Genomic DNA, 18,432 nt, shown 5'->3' on the forward strand with positions numbered 1-18,432 from the left:
GATTCGAACCTACGACCGACGGATTAGAAGTCCGTTGCTCTATCCACTGAGCTACGAGCGCCTGGCCAGCACATACTAGAGTCCCGTCGGCCTCGTGGCGAGCCGGATGTCAGGCAGTCGGGGTGCCCGTTTTGTCGCTCGCCGGGGCCGGGGTCGTATTCGCGCTGGTGATGCCCGCTTCGGCTGCGGCGATGGCCGGGGCTTCCGGCGTGTCCTCCGGGGCGGGCGGGACCTTCTCGTCGGGCGTGCCCGGCGGGGGGACGAAGGCGTCGACCCAGCGGCCGAGTTCGCGGAAGAGCTCCGTGCGTACCTTGGGGCCGGAGAGTGTCAGGTCGTGCATGCCGCCGTCGAAGCGGGCGATGGTGACGCGGGGGCCTAGACCGGGCGCCCAGCGGACGATGTGGTCGACGTCGAGGACGGCGTCGGAGGCGCGGACGTCCTCGGCCCAGGCACGGCCTCGGAAGGTGCGGGTCGAGCAGGCGACCAGGATGGGTGCGTTGATGGCGAGGCCGGCGCGGAGGCGGGCCTGGCCGCGGCGGATGGCCTCCAGCCAGCCCGTGCGGACAGGGAAGCCCTCGACCGGCTTCCAGGCCAGGTCGTAGGTCCATTCGCCGCGGTGCTCGGTGTGCAGGCTCTGGCCGTAGAGGCCGGCGGAGTTCATCGGCAGGATCTGGTAGGGGCTCTTGCCGCTGGTGCGCCCGATGAGGTTGAGCAGCGGCCGGCGCAGCACCCATGGCACGTTGAAGTCGAAGAACGGGCTGTTGAGGAACAGGCCGTCGACGAGCTTGCGGGGCCCGCGGCTGTGCGCCCACAGCGAGGTGATCAGGCCGCCGGTGGAGTGGCCGGCCAGGAGCAGCTGGTCGTGGCCGTCCTCGTCCCGGATGATGCGGGCGGCCTCGTCGAGCTCGGGGAAATACTCCGTGATGCTGCGGGTGAAGTTGGGCGTCTGGTGGGGCAGCAGGCTGCGGCCGTACTTGCGCAGGTCGAGGGCGTAGAAGTCCCAGCCGCGCTCGACGAAGAAGTCGGCCAGGTGGGTCTGGAAGAAGTAGTCGTTCCAGCCGTGGACGTGCAGCACCGCGCGCCGGGCGGGGGCCGCGGCCCGGCGCCTGACCAGGGTCGCCACCACGGGCCCCTCGTCGTCGGTGCCCAGGTCGATCGTGTGCCGCTCGTACGGCGGGCCGAGGACGTCCGTCTCCACACCGACACGTTACCCGCGCGTAGCGATCTTCGCGGGCTACCACATCGGCCTGGGTGCCCCCGGCGTTTTCCACATCGCTCGGCTGTCCACAGGGCCCCGGGCACCGGCTCGCCGGACGCGGCAGTCTCCTCCCCACGACGTACGACCGGCTCTCGTCCGGATTCGACGACTCAGGAGAAGCGATGTTCGATACCACCATCGTCGTGATCGGCAATGTGCTCACAGCCCCGGAGTGGCGCCGCACGAACAATTCCAACACCCTCGTGGCGAACTTCCGGGTGGCCTCCACCTCGCGGCGCTTCGATCGCGAGAGCGGCAACTGGACCGATGGCAGCCAGTTCCGCATCCGGGTCACCTGCTGGCGCAAGCTCGCGGAGGGCGTGGCGTCCTCGGTGAAGGTCGGCGATCCGATCATGGTCAGCGGGCGGCTCGCCACGCGGGACTGGACCGACGCCGACGGTCAGCGCCGCACGACGTACGAGATGGATGCGCACGCGGTCGGGCACGACCTCTCCCGGGGCCGTGCCCGGTTCTACCGCAACAAGCACCTGGGCCTGGTCACGGCCGATGTTCCCGAGACCGACGACAAGGTACGCGGCGAGCCCGCCGACATGGTCCCGGACGACGAGGCCCCGGCGACGTACGGCCAGGGCGTCCCGGATGCGGAGGTGCCGGTCTTCGCGGAGTCGTTCCCGCAGCTCGGCCACGAGGAGGAGGCGCTGCCGGTCCTGGCCGGCGGCGGGCTGGAGCCGTTCGACACGCGCCTGACCCGGGATGCCGCCGGCGGGGAGGACGCGGACGACTCCGACGAGGAGGCGCCCGCCGAGCCCGTCGAGGTGCCCGAGGCGTCGCCGGCCGACGTGATGTCGGTGGTCAGCCCGCGCCGGACGCGCGCCCGCAGCCCGCGCCGCCAGCCGGTGGCCGCCTGAGGTGAGCAGCCCGCTCGTGCTCCCGCGCACGGCGCCGATCCTCCGCGGCGGCCGTGCGGCGGCTACCCGGTCGGGGAGCAGGGGCGGGCAGCCGGACCGTGGCGCCCGGCCGGACGCCACGGAGCCGGCCCGTCCCGCACGTCGCCTGTCGCCGGCGCGTGCGGGACGGCATAGCCATCCGGTGCGCCCGTGAGCGCGCGCGGGCCGTGCAGATCAGCCGTGGGCTGCATGGCCAGGCGCCGCGCGTGACGGGCACGCGCGGGTGGCGAAATGCCCGGCCGTCGTCCGCCGCGAGGGACGGCGGCCGGGCCCCTCGACCAGCGGCAGCGAGAGCCCTCCCGTCTCCTGCCGCCGGGTCGCGGTGTCCCCGGGTGTGTCGCAGCAACGCCCGGGGCCCACGACCCGCGGGCGGGCGTTCTGGTCAGGTGGCGATGACCGCAGCCCGCCCGCGCCCCCGCCGTTTCCGTCGGCGGCGGGGGCACCCCACCCCGGACCGCCGCGCCCGGTCCGGGGTGGGCCGAAATCCGCCGGCCGCCGGCTCGCACGGGCCGGCGGCCGGCCCGGGGAGACCTCACTAGGGTGGGTGCAATGGGAAAGATCGGTAGGCGAGGTGCCGTGGCCGATGCCGCTGGCATCGCGGCTGGGTATGCACTCGACGCGTGGCTGGGCGATCCGCGGCGCTTCCACCCCGTTGCCGGATTTGGGCGGCTGGCGGGTGCTCTGGAGCAGCGGGTGTACCAGCCGCGGCGGCGCTCGGGAGCCCTCTTCACCGCGGTGGCGGTCGGCGCCCCGGTGGCTGCCGGGGTGGCGCTGGCGGCGGGCACGCGGCGGTGGCCGGTCGCGCGGGGCGTCCTCGTGGCGGCGGCGACCTGGACAGTGCTGGGCGGCCGGACGTTGCGGCGCGAGTCGCGGGTGATGGCGGGGCACCTCGAGCGGGACGATCTGGCGGCGGCGCGGGGGCGGCTCAATCACCTGTGCGGGCGCGATCCCTCGCAGCTGGACGAGCCGGATCTGGCGCGGGCGACCGTCGAGTCCGTGGCCGAGAACACGTCCGACGCCGTGGTGGCCCCGCTCGTCTGGGGCGGGGTCGCGGGGCTTCCGGGGCTGCTCGGCTACCGGGCCGCGAACACGCTCGACGCGATGGTGGGACACCGGTCGCAGCGGTACGCCCGCTTCGGCACGCCGTCCGCACGGCTCGACGATCTGCTCAACCTGGTGCCGGCCCGGCTCACCGGTCTGCTCACCATCGCGGCGGCGCCGGTGGCGGGTGGGTCGCCCCGGGAGGCCCTCCGGGTGTGGCGCCGAGACCGGAACGATCACCCCAGTCCCAACGCGGGCCAGTGCGAGTCGGCGATGGCGGGGGCGCTCGGGGTGCGGCTCGGGGGGCGGAACGTCTACTTCGGGCGTACGGAGGTCAGGCCGCTGTTGGGCGACGGACCGCGACCGTCCGCGTCGCACCTGGGCAGGGCCGCGCGTGTCTCCGGGGCGGTCGGCGCGGCAGCGGCAGTGATCGGCGCGGGCCTGGCGCTCTGCCGGGCAGTGCGGTGGAGCAGCAACGGAAGGGGAGCCGCATGAGCGGGGGACTACTCGTCGCGGGTACCACGTCCGACGCGGGGAAGAGCGTGCTGACCGCCGGGATCTGCCGCTGGCTGCACCGGAGCGGGGTCAAGGTCGCGCCGTTCAAGGCGCAGAACATGTCGAACAACTCGATGGTGGTCGTCGGGGCCGACGGGCGCGGCGGGGAGATCGGCCGGGCGCAGGCCATGCAGGCGGCGGCTTGCGGGATCGCGCCCGACATCCGGTTCAATCCGGTGCTGCTCAAGCCGGGCAGCGACCTGTCCAGCCAGGTCGTGCTGCTCGGAGAGGCCATCGACACGGTGACGGCCGGCAACTACCGGTCGCTGCGGCCGCGGCTGGCGGAGACCGCGTTCGCGACGCTGGCGGAGCTGCGAGCGGAGTACGACGTGGTGATCTGCGAGGGCGCCGGCAGCCCTGCGGAGATCAACCTGCGCGACGGCGACTTCGTGAACATGGGGCTGGCCCGGCGGGCCGGGCTGCCGGCTGTCGTCGTCGGCGACATCGACCGTGGCGGGGTGTTCGCTGCGCTGTTCGGCACGGTCGCGTTGCTCAGTCCCGAGGACCAGGCGCTGGTGAGCGGGTTCGTCATCAACAAGTTCCGGGGCGATCTCGGGCTGCTGCGCCCCGGGCTCGACATGATCACGGCCGCTGCCGGGCGTCCGGTGCTCGGGGTGCTGCCCTTCGATCAGGACATCTGGCTCGATGCGGAGGACTCACTGGCGTACGGGCGGATGCTGGGCCGTCCGGGCACGCCGCGCGGGAGCGAGTGGCTGCGCGTCGCCGTCGTGCGCCTGCCGCGCATTTCGAACGCCACTGACGCCGAGGCGCTGGCGACCGAGCCGGGCGTGCAGGTGCGCCTCACCGTCGAGCCCGCCGAGATCGCCGACGCGGACGTGGTCGTCCTGCCCGGCTCCAAGGCGACCGTCAGCGACCTGGCCTGGCTGCGGCAGACGGGGCTGGCCGATGCTGTCAGCGTGCACGCCGCGGCGGGCAAGCCGCTCGTCGGCATCTGTGGCGGCTATCAGATGCTGACCGATGCCATCCACGACGACGTCGAGAGCCGCCGGGGCACGGTGCCGGGGCTGGGTCTTCTGCCCTTGGAGATCACGTTCGGCGAGCGCAAGACCCTGGCCAGGCCGCATGGCACGGCTGCGGAGGGGGTGCCGGTCGGCGGCTACGAGATCCATCACGGGTACGTCTCCCGGGGCGAGGCTCCGCAGCCACTCCTGCACTACTCGGACGGCACACCGGAGGGCGCCGTTTCCGGGGCGGTCTACGGCACGCATTGGCACGGCGCGTTCGAGTCCGACGAGTTCCGGCGGTGGTTCCTGACCCGGGCGGCGCAGCAGGCGGGCCGCCACGGGTTCGCGGTGGCGCCGGACACACGTTTCGCCGCCGTCCGGGAACGGGCGCTCGACACGCTCGGTGACCTCGTCGAGGAGCACTTGGACACCGAGGCCCTGTGGCGCCTGATCGAGGACGGCCCGCCGACCGGGCTGCCGTTCGTGCCGCCGGGAGCACCGGGTGCCCCGCTTCGCTGACCTCGCCGGGCGCATTCTGGCCACCGAGCCGAGGCTCGGCCCGGTGCGTCTGGTGGCGATCGACGGGCCGAGCGGCGCGGGCAAGACGTGGTTCGCCCGGCATCTGGCCCGCGCGGCGCAGGTGCCGGTGGTCCACACCGACGACCTGCTCGACGGCTGGGAGGACCAGTTCACCTTCTGGCCGCGGCTCGAGGAACAGGTGCTCGGTCCGTTGCGGCGCGGACGGCCGGCCACGTACGAGCGCTATCTGTGGCATCGCGGCAAGTTCGGCGGGAAACCGGTGACAGTCGCGCCCGCGGCTGCCGTAGTGCTGGAGGGTGTGACGTCCGCGCGCCGGGTGATCCGGCCGGAATTGTCCTTCTCGGTGTTCGTCGACGCGCCGCCGGAGCTGCGCCGGGAGCGTGCCGTTTCCCGTGACGGTGGACACGATGTTGCGTTTCAGCAGTACCTTGAGCGCTGGCACATCGCGGAACAGGCGCACTTCGCCGCGGAAGCCACCGCCGCGCATGTCGATCTGCTGGTCGACGGGGCGGCGGAGGGCGACGCGGAGCGCTTCGTGACACTGCGGGCCGTGCCGCCGGAAGAGCCACGATCAGCTGTGTGAGGCAGCGGGAACGGGGACGGACGATGACGACCGACGACCAGGCGCGCCCGGCGCGCCGACGGGTCACCCTGACCGGCATCAGCTCGCGGGCCTGGGAGCACCCGGCCGACCGCGGAGCGCTGACCGCCCTGCGGGAGCTGCGCGGCTTCGACGACGTGGTCAAGGCGTTCTTCGGCATGTGGAACGAGCGCGGCTTCCGGCTGCAGTACCTGGCCGGCAGCATCCGCGTCGACCACCGGCAGTACCCCCGGGTGTACCAGCTCTTCGCCGAGGCGGCGGCGACGCTCGACGTGGCGGAGCTGCCGGACCTCTTCGTCACCCAGGCGCCCGTGATCAACGGTCAGGCGATCGGGCTGGACAAGCCGTTCATCGTGATCACCACCGCGGCCGTCGAGAAGCTCGACGACGAGGAGCTGCGGGCGCTGCTCGGCCACGAGATTGGGCACGTGCGCAGCGGGCACGCGCTCTACAAGACGATCATGATGATCCTCACCCGGTGGGCGGCGAACATCAGCTGGATCCCGATCGGGGCCCTCGCGCTGCGCGGGATCATCGCCGCGATGCTGGAGTGGTGGCGCAAGGCCGAGCTGTCCGCCGACCGCGCCGGTCTGCTCGCGGGGCAGGACCCGGCGGCGTCGACGCGGCTGCTGATGAAGCTGGCCGGCGGCGGCGACCTCACGCAGATCGACACCGCGGCGTTCCTCGAGCAGGCCGCCGAGTACGAGAGCGGCGGCGACCTGCGCGACAGCATCCACAAGTTCGGGATGACGGCGTGGAGCACCCACCCCGTGCCCGTCGCGCGCGCCTCGGAGCTGCGCAAGTGGGTGGACTCCGGCGAATACGCGCGCATTCTGGGCGGTGACTACCCGCGACGGGACTCGGACGGCGACGCCTCGGTGACCGAGGACGTCAAGGCGGCCGCGGACTCGTACAGGCAGACCTTCAACGAGTCGCAGGACCCGCTGGTCGGGCTGCTGCGCAAGGTGGGCGGAAGCGCCGCGGACCTTGCCGGGTCGGCGGCGCGCGGGGCCCGCGACTGGGCCTCGGGAAGCGGACGAAACCGCGACGCCGAGTAGTTATCCACAGGCGCGGTCGCGACTGGTTTTCCCCGGCCTCCAGGGGCCTAGGATCGGTCCATGGCCCTCACCGAAGATGATCTGCGCGCTGCGATCCAGCGCGAGCTGCCCGGCGTCCGCGCCGACCTCGAACGTCTCGTCCGCATTCCCGGCATCGCCTTCGACGGCTTCGACCACTCCCAGGTCGAGCGCTCCGCCGAGGCCGTGGCGGAGCTGCTGCGTGGGTGCGGCCTGGAGGTGCAGATCGCCCGGGCCGGCGGGCAGCCCGCGGTGATCGGGCACAAGCCGGCGCCGGCCGGTGCGCCGACCGTGCTGCTCTACGCGCACCACGACGTGCAGCCCGCCGGTGACCCGGCCCTGTGGGCGAGCGACCCGTTCGAGCCGGTCGAGCGCGACGGCCGGCTCTACGGCCGCGGTGCCGCCGACGACAAGGCGGGCGTGCTGGCGCACGTGGCGGCGCTGCGGGCGTTCGGCGACGACCTGCCCGTCGGCGTGACGCTCTTCATCGAGGGCGAGGAGGAGTTCGGCTCCGACTCGCTCGACGCGCTGATCAACGAGCACCAGGAGCTGCTGCGCTCCGACGTGATCGTCATCGCCGACTCGGGCAACTGGGACATCGGGCAGCCGGCGCTCACCACGTCGCTGCGCGGCCTGGTCAACTGCTTCGTCGAGGTGAGCACGCTGGGCAGCGCGGTGCACAGCGGCATGTTCGGCGGTGCCGTCCCCGACGCGCTGACTGTGCTGTCCCGCCTGATCGCCACCCTGCACGACGAGGAGGGTGACGTCGCCATCGACGGGCTCGTCGGCCGCGAGGGAGCCGAGGTGGACTATGCGGAGGAGCGCTTCCGCCACGAGGCCGGCATCCTCGACGGCGTCAAGCTCATCGGCACCGGCCGGATCACCGACCGGATCTGGACCAAGCCGACGGCCTCCGTGCTCGGCATCGACGCCCCGGCGACCGGCGGAGCGCCCAACGCTCTGATCCCCAAGGCCAAGGCGAAGATCAGCGTGCGCCTGGCGCCCGGCGACGACCCCGCCTCGGCCTACGCGGCGATCAAGGCCCACCTCGAGAAGTACGTGCCCTGGGGCGCGAAGGTCGAGGTGACGCTGGAGAGCCTGGGCGCGCCGTGCGTGATCGACGCGACCGGTCCCGCCTACGACGCGGCGCGGGCGGCCTTCACCAGCGCCTGGGACGGTGCCGCGCCGGTCGACATGGGCGTGGGCGGGTCGATCCCGTTCATCGCGACGTTCCAGGAGCTGTTCCCGCAGGCGGCGATCCTGGTCACGGGCGTCGAGGACCCGTACTCCGCCGCGCACGGCCCCAACGAGAGCCTGCACCTCGGGGAGTTCGCCCGGGTGTGCCTGGCCGAGGCGCTGCTGCTGCGCAACGTGGCCGAGCTGGGCGACTGACATGACGCGCCCGGATCTCGACTGCGACGTTCTGGTGGCCGGCGCCGGGCCCACGGGCCTGATGCTGGCGAACTGGCTGGTCAAGCTCGGGGTCCGGGTCGTCGTCGCCGACGGCAAGCCCGGTCCCACCCGGGAGTCCCGGGCGCTGGTCGTGCAGGCACGCAGCATCGAGGCTTACGACCAGCTCGGCCTGGCCGGCAAGGTGCTCGCGGCGGCCAACCGGGCCGACGGGCTGGCGCCGGGCTTCGGCAGCCGCGCCTACGGGCGCATCCCGCTCGGCCGGATCGGGGCGGGCGTCACGCCGTACCCGTACATCGAGGTGCTGGAGCAGAGCCGCAACGAGGAGATCCTGCACGACAACCTGCGCGCCCTCGGCGGCGAGGTCTGCTGGGGCGAGGAGATCACGTCGGTCGAACCCGAGGGGGAGGGCGTCACCGCGGTGGTCGGCGGTCGCACTGTGCGGGCTCGGTTCTGCGTCGGCGCCGACGGGGCGAATTCGATTGTCCGCAGGTCCCGGGACATCGCGTTCGAGGGCACGACCAATCCGCACCGCTTCTTCGTGATCGACGCGATCGGCGTGGCCGGGATGGTCGGCGGGGCGATCAACGTGCGGCCCGCCGGCGAGGACTTCCTGATCGGCTTCCCGATGACCGGGCGCGGCAACTGGCGGCTCATCGGCGTCGTGCGCGACGACGACGGGGACGGCAAGGTCGCCGAGGAGGATGCGCGCTCCCGGATCCGGCGGCTCTTCGCGGTCACGTACGGGCGGTCGCGCTGGTTCGCCACGTACAAGGTGCACCATCGGGTGGCTGCCCGGTTCCGGGACGGGCCGTTCTTCCTGGCCGGTGACGCCGCGCACGTCCACTCGCCCGTCGGCGGGCAGGGCATGAACACGGGACTGCAGGACGCGCACAACCTCGCGTTCAAGCTGGCGGACGTCATCCAGGGCCGGGCGGACGCGGGCTGGCTCGAGCGGTACGAGGCGGAGCGCCGGCCGGTCGCCCGTACCCTCGTGGCAACGACCGACCGGTTGTTCGGCCTGATCACCTCCGAGAAGCGACTGGCCCGGCTGGTCCGGCGCGCGGCGGCGCCCGTGCTCGCGCCGCTGGCGGTGCGGCTTGCGCCCGGGTCGTCGGGTGGGACACGCCTGTTCCAGTACGTCTCCCAGGTGCGCATCCGCTATCCGATGCTGCCCGAGTCGCCGCGTGACCCGGTCGTCGGCCGGCGGCTGCCGTGGGCCGGCGACAACTACGCGGTGCTGCGCACGTGCGTCTGGCAGGTTCACCAGTACGGAGACATCGACGGACCGCTGCCCGAGCTGGGCCTGCCCGTGCACGTGTTCCCCGCCGCGCCGCCGGAGACGGCGTTGCGGGCCGGGATGCTTTACCTCGTCCGGTCGGACGGGTTCGTGGCGGCCGCGGCTGCCCCGGGCTCGGCGGCCGAGGTCTTCCGGCGGGCGATGCCTGCGGGGTGGAGTGGCGACAACCTGGGCTCCGGCGGGTGACAGCCCGGCGAGCCTGTTGCCCGATCGGTGATCAGTCCTGATAGGATTCGAACATGAGTTCGAACGAGGCCATCGAGGCGCTGCGCGCCGCCGGTAGTGCTCTGGGGGACGTCGACGTCTCCGGGTGGGACGACTCCGCCCTCTCCGATCGTCTTGCCGACCTGTCGGCGGCGCTGTGTGAGCTCGACGCCCAGCTGAGCCGGGTGGCCGACGCCGTCCGGGCGCGCGGCCTGCAGATCGCCGAGCCAGCCGCCGCCTGACGGCCTGCCTGACGGCCGAGCCGCCGCCGGCCGCCGCCTGACGGCCCGCCGCCCGCCGCCGCGTGATGCCGGGCCTGCGGCTGCCCGGCCATCGGCTGATCTTTGCTCGGGTGCGCTGGGCAGCTGATGACGGGTGGCGCGCTGGGCGGGGCTCGGCGGCGGCGGTCCGTCCGGGGGAGCGGCAGCGAGCGGCCGGAAAATGTCGGAGGGGGCTGCCAGGATGAGGGCGTGCTGTTCCTCGACCTCGCGGCCACCTCGGCCGCCGTGAGTGCTGTGCCCGGGCGGAAGGCCAAGGTGGAGCTGCTCGCCGGTGCGCTCCGGCAGCTTGAGCCCGACGAGGTGGCCGCCGGATCGGCCTACCTGGCCGGGGAGCTGCGGCAACGGCAGACCGGAGTCGGCTATGCGGGGCTCCGGGATCTTCCCGCGCCCGCCGCCGAGGCCGTGCTGACCGTGCGCGAGGTGGACGCCCGGATCGCCGACATCTCGGTGGTCGCCGGGGCCGGGTCGCAGGCGCGGCGACGGGAGCTCGTGGGGGAGCTGTTCGGGCGGGCGACGGCCGACGAACAGCGGCTGCTGGTCGGGCTCTTCGGCGGCGAGCTGCGGCAGGGGGCGCAGGCCGGGCTACTGGCCGATGCGGTGGCCAAGGCGGCCGAGGTTCCGATGACCGCGGTGCGGCGGGCGCTGCTGCTGTCGGGCGACCTCAAGCAGGTGGCCGTCGCGGCGCTCGCGGGCGGGGCGGAGGCGCTCGCCGGGATCAGCCTGCGGGTGGGCACGCCGCTCACGCCGATGCTGGCCGCCAGCGCGCCCGACGTCGGGGCGGCGCTGCTCAGCACCGGGGTGCCCGCCACGGTGGACGTGAAGCTCGACGGCATCCGGATCCAGGTGCACCGCTCCGGCGACGAGGTGGCCGTCTTCACCCGCAGCCTCGACGACATCACGGCCAGGCTGCCCGGCGTGGTCGCCGCGGCGCGGGCGCTGCCGGTCTCCGAGGTGGTGCTCGACGGCGAGGCGATGGCGCTCGGGGCGGACGGGCGGCCCCGGCCGTTCCAGGAGACGTCGAGCAGGGCGGCCACCCGGGGCGCGAGCGGCGGCCCGCCGCTGGTGCCCTACTTCTTCGATCTGCTGCATGTGGACGGCGCCGACCTGCTCGACGAGCCGGGCCGGGTGCGCTGGTCGGCACTCGCCGAGACCCTGCCGGGCGATCTGATCGTCGGCCGCCGCACGGTGACGACCGAGGAGGAGGCCGCTGCCGCCTTCGCGGAGGCGATCGCCGCCGGGCAGGAGGGCGTCGTCATCAAGGCGCAGGAGGCGCCCTACGACGTCGGCCGCCGCGGCTCCGCCTGGGTCAAGGTCAAGCCCCGGCACACCCTCGACCTCGTGGTGCTGGCCGTCGAGTGGGGCCACGGCCGCCGCAAGGGCTGGCTGTCGAACCTGCACCTGGGCGCGCGCGACCCGGAGACGGGCGGCTTCGTGATGCTCGGCAAGACGTTCAAGGGGCTCACCGACGAGCTGTTGCGCTGGCAGACCGAGCGCTTCCGCGCGCTGGCGGTAGGCGACAACGGCTGGGTCGTCACCGTGCGCCCGGAGCAGGTCGTCGAGATCGCCTTCGACGGGGTGCAGACGTCTCCGCGCTATCCGGGCGGCGTGGCGCTGCGCTTCGCCCGGGTGCTGCGCTACCGCGACGACAAGCGGGCCGAGGAGGCGGACACGATCGACACGGTACGCACGATCGGCGCCCAAGCCCCCGCCGAGCCGGAGGACTGATCACTCACAGCACGGCGAGCCAGGCCCCTGCCGAGCCGGAGGGCTGATCACTCACAGCGCGGCGAGCCAGGGCCCCGCCGCGCAGGAGGAGTGATCACTCAGAGCGCGGCGAGGGAGCGTACGTAATTGATCTGCTGGTGAATGGCCGTCAGCTGGGACTGGTCGGTGATGGCGATGCGGGAGACGTAGTGGCGGGTGCCGTTCGTCACCGTGATCTGAACCGTGCCCGTGGTGACGGTCGTCTTCGCCAGCAGGAAGAGCAGGCTGAAGACGGTCAGCACGCAGAAGCCGAAGATCGCCGCCAGGATCGCCCAGGTCGGGATCTTGGACTGGTGGTGCCAGTAGTCGTTGACCGTCCACGAGGAGCCGGCCAGCGGGATGTCGCCGGCGGGGGTGTGGACGACGGTCGAGGTCACGCCGAGGTCGCCGATCTGGACGATCACCGGCCCGGGGGCGGCGGGGTGCTGCGGCGCAGCGGGCACCGGCGGCGGCGTCGGCACACCCCAGGGGTCGTCCGGCGGCGGCGGAACTACGGGGTACGTCACCGGAAAACCCTAACCGCGCTCAGGAACACAGGAAAAGGGTCACTCCGCGCGCCGCGCCGCGGGAACAACCGCCCCCGAAGCGCCGCCCGACGAGGAACCAGCAGCGCCGCCCGACGAAGAACCAGCAGCGGCGTCGCCCGACGAAGGAGCAGCAGCGCCGTCGGTGGAGGACGAGGAGGAGGGCGAGGGCGAGGAGGAGGGCGAGGGCGAGGAGGAGGGCGAGGAGGAGGGCGAGGAGGGCGAGGAGGAGGGCGAGGAAGCGGGCGAGGCGGGGGAAGCGCCGCCGGAGGAGGCCGCCAGCCGGTCGTCGGCAGCGGCGACCCGGTCGATGCGCTTCTTCGGGGCGTCGCCGGTCGCCTCCTTGCGAGCCTGCCAGCCGTACACGATCAGGGCGAGCACCGCGAACAACCACCACTGCACGGCATACCCGCCGTTCTGCCAGGAGTCCTCGTGGTCGATCGGGATCGCCGAGAAGCCCTGCGCCGGCTCGCTGTCCAGGACGTACGCCCCGTACAGCGGATAGGGGATCTTCGGGGCCAGGCGCGGGAGCGAGACCCGGCGAGTGTCGAGGCGGCCGTCGCGCTCGATGACGTCGGACGGGCGGCTCTCGGTGAGGTGGAGCTGGCCGACCACCGTGACCTCGCCCGCCGGGGCAGGCTTGGAGAGCGGGCCGGACAGCGCGTCGCCGCTCGCGGGCGGGACCCAGCCGCGGTCGACGAGGACCGCCGTGCCGTCGGCGAGGACGAGCGGGGTGAGGATCTCGAAGCCGACGTTGCCGTCGACCGTGCGGCCGCGGGCCTGCACCTCGTGGGCGGGGTCGTAGCGGCCGGTGACGGTGATCTTCGTCCAGGCCCTGCTCTTGCCCGGGGACGCGCCCGCCTGGCCCGCCGCGACCGGCTTGGCCAGCACCGACGTGAGTGGCACGGCCGGGGTCGAATCCGCGGCGTCGATCCGCTCGTTGATTTCACTGCGCTCGTGGTACCGGTGGAGCTGCCAGTTGCCGAGGAGAACCATGACCACCGAGGCGGCCACCGTCAGCGCCAGGGCACCCAGCCAGCGCGGGGTCAGCAGGAACCGGTACACGCACCGAGGCTACCCCTGCTGCCGACGGCACCCCACGCCCGGCGGGTAGGGTGCGAATTCTTACCGATCACGAGGGAGCCCCACCGATGTCCACCCAACCCCGCCTGGTGGTGAGCGCGCCCTCCTCCGGGCACGGCAAGACCGCCGTCGCGGTGGGCCTGCTGGCTGCGGCCGCGGCGCGTGGCGTTCCCGCGGCCGGGTTCAAGGTCGGCCCCGATCACACCGACGCCGCCTACCTGGGCCTCGCCGCCGGCCGGCCCGGCCGCAACCTCGACCCCCGCCTGGTCGGCTCGCAGCGCATCGCGCCGCTCTTCGCGCACGGCGCGACGGGCAGCCAGCTGTCGGTCATCGAGGGCGCGATGGGCCTGTTCGACAGCCTGACGGGCCAGCCCGAGCTCGACGGTACGGCCGCCGTGGCCGCCGCGCTCCGCGCCCCGGTGCTGCTCGTCGTGGACGTGGCCGCGATGGGGCACTCGCTGGCGGCGCTGGTGCACGGCTTCCGGATGTTCGACGAGATGGTGCACCTCGGCGGTGTCGTGCTCAACCGCGTCGCGTCGCCGCGGCACGAGGAGATGTTGCGCACAGCGCTCGACGACATCGGCATGCCGGTGCTGGGCGCCCTGCGCCGCGGTGATCTGCCCGCCGTGCTTCCGGCGCGCGGGCAGGGCCCCGTGCCGGTGGCGCATCGCACGGTCGAGGCCTCTCGGGCCGTACGCCGATTGGGTGAAGCCGTCGCCGGCGCGCTCGATCTCGACCGCATCATGGCCCTCGCGGGCACCGCGCCGGCCGTCCCCGCGGCGCCGTGGAGCCCGGCCGACGCGCTGGAGGGCCCCGATCTGCCGGTGCAACGCCCGGTGATCGCGCTGGCCGGCGGCCCCGGCGCCCCGTACACCTATGTCGAGACGGCCGAGCTGCTCACCGCCGCCGGCGCGGACGTCGCGGTGTTCGACCCGCTGCGGGACGAGGCGCTCCCGCCGGGGACGCGCGGCCTGATGATCGGCGCCGGCCTGCCCGAGGGGTACGCCGAGGAGCTCTCCGCCAACCGCCGCCTCTGCGCCGCCGTCGCGCAGCTCGCGCACGAGGGCGGTCCGGTCATCGCCGAGGGCGTGGGGTTGCCGTGGCTGACCCGCGACTTCGACGGCCGGCCGATGTGCGGCGTGATCGACGCCACGGCCACGACCGGCACGCAGACGGTCGCGGGCTACCGCGAGGCGACCGCCCCGTCGACCAACCTGCTCGCCCCGGCCGGCGCCCGCATCACCGGCTACAAGCAGCACCGCGCGATCGTGTCCCCGCGCGCCGGGCACGTTCCGGCGTGGACGTGGTCGGGCGGCAACCCGGAGGGCTTCGTCTGGCGTCAGGTGCACGCCTCGCAGCTCGGCCTGCACTGGGCCGGTGCCCCGGAGATCGCCCGGCGGGTCGTCGCCGCGGCGGTGGCGGGCACGCTCGGCTCGGCGTCGGCGGCGACCACGCAGACGCTCACCGCGACTCAGGTCACCCCGCCTGTCACACCGCCTGTCACCCCGCCGGTCGGCGCGCCGCAGAGCTCCGGCCAGCCGCAGTACGTTCCCGGGCAGAGCGCGCCGTCGCACGGTGGACCCGGGCACGCGACGGTCCCGCTGAGCGGCGCCCAGGCCGCGGTGCCGAGCCAGGCGAGCGGTCCGGCCCGCCCGGGCAACCACCAGGGGTACGCCGACGGCGCCCCCGAGGCCGTGTCGCCGGCGGCCGGATCGGCCCGTGTGCCGGGCGCGCCGGCTCCGGACGGATCCGTCGGCGTGGCGAGCTTCCCGGCGGCGGGCGTGTCGGAACCGGCGAGCTTCGCGCCGCACTCCGCGGGGCCGGCGAGCGATCAGGACGAGGCCACCCTGTCCCTCTCCGCCGTGCACCACCAGCAGCCGGGCTGAGAAGGGATCTCCGGGGGCGCTTTTTGTCGGTGGGTGGCCGTACGGTGAGGGGACCGCGAGGAGGGAGACCCGCCGTGGCCGACCGTGTGCCGCTCGATTTCGACCCGCCGGTGCGCCGGATCCGTGGCCTGCTGCTGGGCATCACGGACGACCATCTCACCGCGCCGACGCCCTGCCCGGCGTGGAGCGTCGGCGATCTGCTCGCCCACCTGCTGAGCCTGAGCCGGGCCTTCGGCCAGGGGGCCCGCAAACGCACCGATCCCAGCGCCGGCGACCCCGCGCCGCAGCCCTCCGCCGCCGATCTTCCCCCGCACTGGCGCGTGCGGCTGCCCGAGGTGCTCGTCGACCTGTCCAACGCCTGGAAGGTGCCGGCTGCCTGGGAGGGCACGACCACGGTGGGCGGGGTCACGCTGCCCGCGGCCGCGATGGGCTCCTTCGCGGTCAACGAACTGACGATGCACGGCTGGGATCTCGCCCGCGCCACCGGTCAGGAGTATGCCGCCGACCCCCGGCTGCTCGAGCACCTGATCGAGTTCCTGTCGCAGCAGCCCGAGCAGGGCAGCCCCGGCCTCTTCGGCCCGCGCGTCCCGGCCGGCGACGAGGCGTCGCTGCTCGATCAGGCCGTCGCCCTGGCCGGCCGCGACCCGCACTGGCGCCCGCTCACCTCCGCCCACTGACCGCCCGGCCCGGCCGCGGAGGTGAGGAGCCGCGGAGGTGAGGAGCCGCGGAGGTGAGGAGCCGCGGAGGTGAGGAGCCGCGGAGGTGAGGAGCCGCGGAGGTGAGGAGCCGCGGGAGCGTACCAGCTGCGGGAGCGACAAGACCGAAAGCAACCAGGCCCCGGCGACGAAGCGCCAGGGCCCGGGGGAGGCAGAAGCTGAAACGCTCAGCCGTGCACCATCTTGTCCGGCGGCGGCGTGAACTTCATCTTGGGCCGCCCCTTCAAGGCGTCCCGCAGCGTCTCCGCCACCGTGTATTTCGAGATCGCCCCCCGGCTCGTGCCCACCTTGTTCTCGGGGTTGTCCGGGTCCGCCACGAAGGCCGCCGCCGCCAGCTGCGGCGTGAAGCCGATGAACCAGGCGCTCCGGTTACTGTCGGTGGTCCCGCTCTTGCCCGCCACGGGCCGCCGCATCGTGGCGTGCACCATCGGCGACGTCTCCCAGCCCCCGCAGCTGCCCCGGGCGGCGCCGTAGCCGGTCACGCACCGCGCCGCGTCCGTGGCGGCCTGCGCGATCTCCGGCGCCACGGCCTGGTGGCAGCGCGGCCCGGCGACTTTCTTGTCCTCGTAGGTCAGGCTGGCCCCGTCCCGCGTGTTGATCACCTGGACCGGGATCGGCTCGCAGTACTTGCCCTCGGCGCCGAGCGTGGCCACCACGTTCGCCATCTCGACGGGCGTGGCCGCGCTGACGCCCAGCGTGAAGGCGCCCCACCCCTTGGCGCGGTCCGGCGCGGACAGCTCCTTGTCGACCGTCGTGCGCCACCTGAGCCCGAGCCGCTCGGCCATCCGCACGGCCTTCTGGGCGCCGACCTTCTGCTCCAGCTGCACGAAGTACGTGTTGACCGACTTGCCGAACCCGCTCCACATCGTCTGGTTGCCGGTCATCGACTTGCTGGAGTTCTTCGGGCACCAGCGGATGCCGCACGCGGCGGGGCCCGGCTCGACGATGTACTTGGAGACGAACTGCGGCGGTGCGTAGTAGGACGTGGAGAGCGGCATGCCCTCCTCGAGCGCCGCCAGCATCGTGAAGATCTTGAACGTGGATCCGGCCTGGTAGCCCGCCATGTCGCCGCCGCCGAGCAGCGGGTTGACGGTGTTGGGGTAGTTGCCGAGGATGTCGCCGCGCTTGCGCCGGTCGCTGTGCTCGCCGTTGTTCTTCTGGTCCAGGGAGTAGCGGCGGTTGACGGCCATGGCCCGGATCCGCCCGCTGCCGGGTTCGATGACGACCTCGCCGTGGGCGTAGACGCTCTTGCGCTTCTCCTTGTCCAGTACGTGTTCCATGGCGCTGGCCTGGATCTGGGGGTCGATCGTGGTGACGACCTTGTAGCCGCCGCGGCGCAGGTTCTCCAGGCGCTCCTGGGCGTTGGCGCCGAAGGCCGGCTGCTCCATCCACCAGTTGCGCAGGTAGTCGCAGAAGAAGCCCCAGTCGTTGTGCTTCTTCGGCACCGAGACGCAGTCGTTGGGCGGGGTGGTCAGGTTCAGCTTGATCTTCGTACGCTGCGCCGCCCGCCCCTGCGCCGCCGTGATCGAGCCCATCTTGACCATCTGGTCGATCACGTAGTTGCGGCGCTCGGTCGCCTCGCGCTGGTTGTGCACCGCCGGGTCGTACGCGGAAGGCGCCTTGACCAGCCCGGCCAGCAGCGCCGCCTCGGTCAGCGTCAGTTGCTCCGGCGTCTTGGAGAAGAACACCTCCGACGCGGCGAAGATCCCGTACGCCCGGTGCCCGAAGTACGCCGAGTTGAGGTAACGCTCGAGGATCTCCTGCTTCGACACGCGCTTCTCGAGCTCGATGGCGAGCCGCATCTCCCGCAGCTTGCGAGCCGTCGTCTGCTCGGTGGCCTCGAGGGCCTCCTTGGGCGTCCGGGCGCCGTCGCGCAGGGCCATCCGGACGTACTGCATGGTGAGCGTGGACGCGCCCTGCGAGACGCCCCCGGCCTGCTGGTTGGCGACGAAGGCCCGGGCCACGCCCTTGGCGTCCACGCCGTTGTGCTCGTAGAAGCGGGTGTCCTCGGACGCGACGATCGCCTGAGTGACGTAGGGCGACATGTCCGCGAGGTCGGTCGGCTTGCGATGCTCCTCGTAGAACATCGTGAGCAGCGTCTTGCCGTCGTTCGCGTAGACGTAGGTGGACTGCGCGTTCGGCACCACCGTCAGCTGCTCCGGCATGTTGGCGAGCGCGTCGGCGCCGGTCTTGGCGCCGACGCCGGCGAGCGCGACGAGCGGGAAGATCAGACCTGCCACGACGACCCCGGAGATGAGACCCGCGCGGATGAGGGGGGAGATCGTCTTCGTCACCTCTTGAAGGTATGACAAAACGGGCA

Annotated in this window: 14 protein-coding genes and 1 pseudogene; 11 read left to right on the forward strand and 4 right to left on the reverse strand. The window is 73.1% G+C overall.

Annotated features, from left to right (window positions below; genetic code table 11):
- Positions 1 to 109 precede the first annotated feature (109 nt).
- Complete coding sequence (locus RBH18_RS16680; RefSeq protein WP_306208694.1) at positions 110 to 1,198, reverse strand: alpha/beta hydrolase; 1,089 nt, start codon at positions 1,196 to 1,198, stop codon at positions 110 to 112.
- 182 nt (positions 1,199 to 1,380) lie between these two features.
- Here RBH18_RS16680 and RBH18_RS16685 point away from each other — a divergent pair, with 182 nt between their 5' ends.
- From RBH18_RS16685 to RBH18_RS16725, 9 genes are all read left to right on the forward strand, one after another.
- Entirely contained in the window at positions 1,381 to 2,127 is a 747-nt protein-coding gene (locus RBH18_RS16685) for a single-stranded DNA-binding protein (RefSeq protein ID WP_306208696.1), read from the forward strand.
- Between the two features lie 588 nt (positions 2,128 to 2,715).
- Positions 2,716 to 3,702: a cobalamin biosynthesis protein gene (locus RBH18_RS16690; protein ID WP_306208698.1), complete on the forward strand. Its 987-nt coding sequence runs from the start codon at positions 2,716 to 2,718 to the stop codon at positions 3,700 to 3,702.
- On the forward strand, positions 3,699 to 5,246 hold the full coding sequence (locus tag RBH18_RS16695) for a cobyric acid synthase (RefSeq protein WP_306208700.1): 1,548 nt from the start codon (positions 3,699 to 3,701) through the stop codon (positions 5,244 to 5,246). The genes RBH18_RS16690 and RBH18_RS16695 overlap by 4 nt, the downstream gene beginning before the upstream one ends.
- Before the next feature lie 52 nt (positions 5,247 to 5,298).
- Positions 5,299 to 5,850 carry a uridine kinase family protein gene (locus RBH18_RS16700; RefSeq protein ID WP_306208702.1) on the forward strand — a complete coding sequence of 184 codons (552 nt, stop codon included), beginning with the start codon at positions 5,299 to 5,301 and terminating at the stop codon, positions 5,848 to 5,850.
- Positions 5,851 to 5,873: 23 nt separating this feature from the next.
- Entirely contained in the window at positions 5,874 to 6,926 is a 1,053-nt protein-coding gene (locus tag RBH18_RS16705; protein ID WP_306208705.1) for a M48 family metallopeptidase, read from the forward strand.
- Positions 6,927 to 6,986: 60 nt separating this feature from the next.
- Positions 6,987 to 8,336, forward strand: coding sequence for a dipeptidase (locus RBH18_RS16710; RefSeq protein WP_306208707.1), 1,350 nt, complete (start codon positions 6,987 to 6,989; stop codon positions 8,334 to 8,336).
- A 1-nt stretch (position 8,337) separates the two neighbouring features.
- Positions 8,338 to 9,840 (forward strand): FAD-dependent monooxygenase, encoded by a 1,503-nt coding sequence (locus RBH18_RS16715; RefSeq protein WP_306208709.1) that lies wholly within the window; start codon positions 8,338 to 8,340, stop codon positions 9,838 to 9,840.
- A gap of 53 nt (positions 9,841 to 9,893) precedes the next feature.
- Positions 9,894 to 10,100 (forward strand): hypothetical protein, encoded by a 207-nt coding sequence (locus RBH18_RS16720; protein ID WP_305789127.1) that lies wholly within the window; start codon positions 9,894 to 9,896, stop codon positions 10,098 to 10,100.
- Positions 10,101 to 10,328: 228 nt separating this feature from the next.
- On the forward strand, positions 10,329 to 11,864 hold the full coding sequence (locus RBH18_RS16725) for an ATP-dependent DNA ligase (protein ID WP_306208712.1): 1,536 nt from the start codon (positions 10,329 to 10,331) through the stop codon (positions 11,862 to 11,864).
- Positions 11,865 to 11,962: 98 nt separating this feature from the next.
- On the opposite strand, the gene RBH18_RS16730 is transcribed toward RBH18_RS16725, so the two are convergent.
- Together RBH18_RS16730 and RBH18_RS16735 are read right to left on the reverse strand one after the other, a co-directional pair.
- Positions 11,963 to 12,409 (reverse strand): hypothetical protein, encoded by a 447-nt coding sequence (locus RBH18_RS16730; protein WP_306208714.1) that lies wholly within the window; start codon positions 12,407 to 12,409, stop codon positions 11,963 to 11,965.
- A gap of 309 nt (positions 12,410 to 12,718) precedes the next feature.
- Positions 12,719 to 13,492: pseudogene (locus RBH18_RS16735) on the reverse strand (SURF1 family cytochrome oxidase biogenesis protein); the annotation flags it as partial.
- 86 nt (positions 13,493 to 13,578) lie between these two features.
- On the opposite strand from RBH18_RS16735, the gene RBH18_RS16740 reads away from it, so the two are divergent.
- Together RBH18_RS16740 and RBH18_RS16745 are read left to right on the forward strand one after the other, a co-directional pair.
- Positions 13,579 to 15,396, forward strand: a complete 1,818-nt coding sequence (locus RBH18_RS16740) for a cobyrinate a,c-diamide synthase (protein ID WP_306208719.1) — start codon at positions 13,579 to 13,581, stop codon at positions 15,394 to 15,396.
- Positions 15,397 to 15,470: 74 nt separating this feature from the next.
- Entirely contained in the window at positions 15,471 to 16,073 is a 603-nt protein-coding gene (locus RBH18_RS16745; protein WP_306208720.1) for a TIGR03086 family metal-binding protein, read from the forward strand.
- A gap of 206 nt (positions 16,074 to 16,279) precedes the next feature.
- Here the strand turns inward: RBH18_RS16745 and RBH18_RS16750 are convergent, their stop codons facing one another.
- Entirely contained in the window at positions 16,280 to 18,406 is a 2,127-nt protein-coding gene (locus RBH18_RS16750) for a transglycosylase domain-containing protein (protein ID WP_306208722.1), read from the reverse strand.
- Between the last annotated feature and the right edge of the window lie 26 nt (positions 18,407 to 18,432).

This window comes from Actinoplanes oryzae (assembly GCF_030757795.1).
In the GTDB taxonomy this organism is placed as follows: Bacteria; Actinomycetota; Actinomycetes; order Mycobacteriales; family Micromonosporaceae; genus Actinoplanes.

Bases quoted from the DNA above. Each gene is read 5' to 3' on its own strand.
- RBH18_RS16685 (WP_306208696.1), top strand. From the start codon at position 1,381: ATGTTCGATACCACCATCGTCGTGATCGGCAATGTGCTCACAGCCCCG.
- RBH18_RS16690 (WP_306208698.1), top strand. From the start codon at position 2,716: ATGGGAAAGATCGGTAGGCGAGGTGCCGTGGCCGATGCCGCTGGCATC.
- RBH18_RS16695 (WP_306208700.1), top strand. From the start codon at position 3,699: ATGAGCGGGGGACTACTCGTCGCGGGTACCACGTCCGACGCGGGGAAG.
- RBH18_RS16705 (WP_306208705.1), top strand. From the start codon at position 5,874: ATGACGACCGACGACCAGGCGCGCCCGGCGCGCCGACGGGTCACCCTG.
- RBH18_RS16710 (WP_306208707.1), top strand. From the start codon at position 6,987: ATGGCCCTCACCGAAGATGATCTGCGCGCTGCGATCCAGCGCGAGCTG.
- RBH18_RS16715 (WP_306208709.1), top strand. From the start codon at position 8,338: ATGACGCGCCCGGATCTCGACTGCGACGTTCTGGTGGCCGGCGCCGGG.
- RBH18_RS16720 (WP_305789127.1), top strand. From the start codon at position 9,894: ATGAGTTCGAACGAGGCCATCGAGGCGCTGCGCGCCGCCGGTAGTGCT.
- RBH18_RS16740 (WP_306208719.1), top strand. From the start codon at position 13,579: ATGTCCACCCAACCCCGCCTGGTGGTGAGCGCGCCCTCCTCCGGGCAC.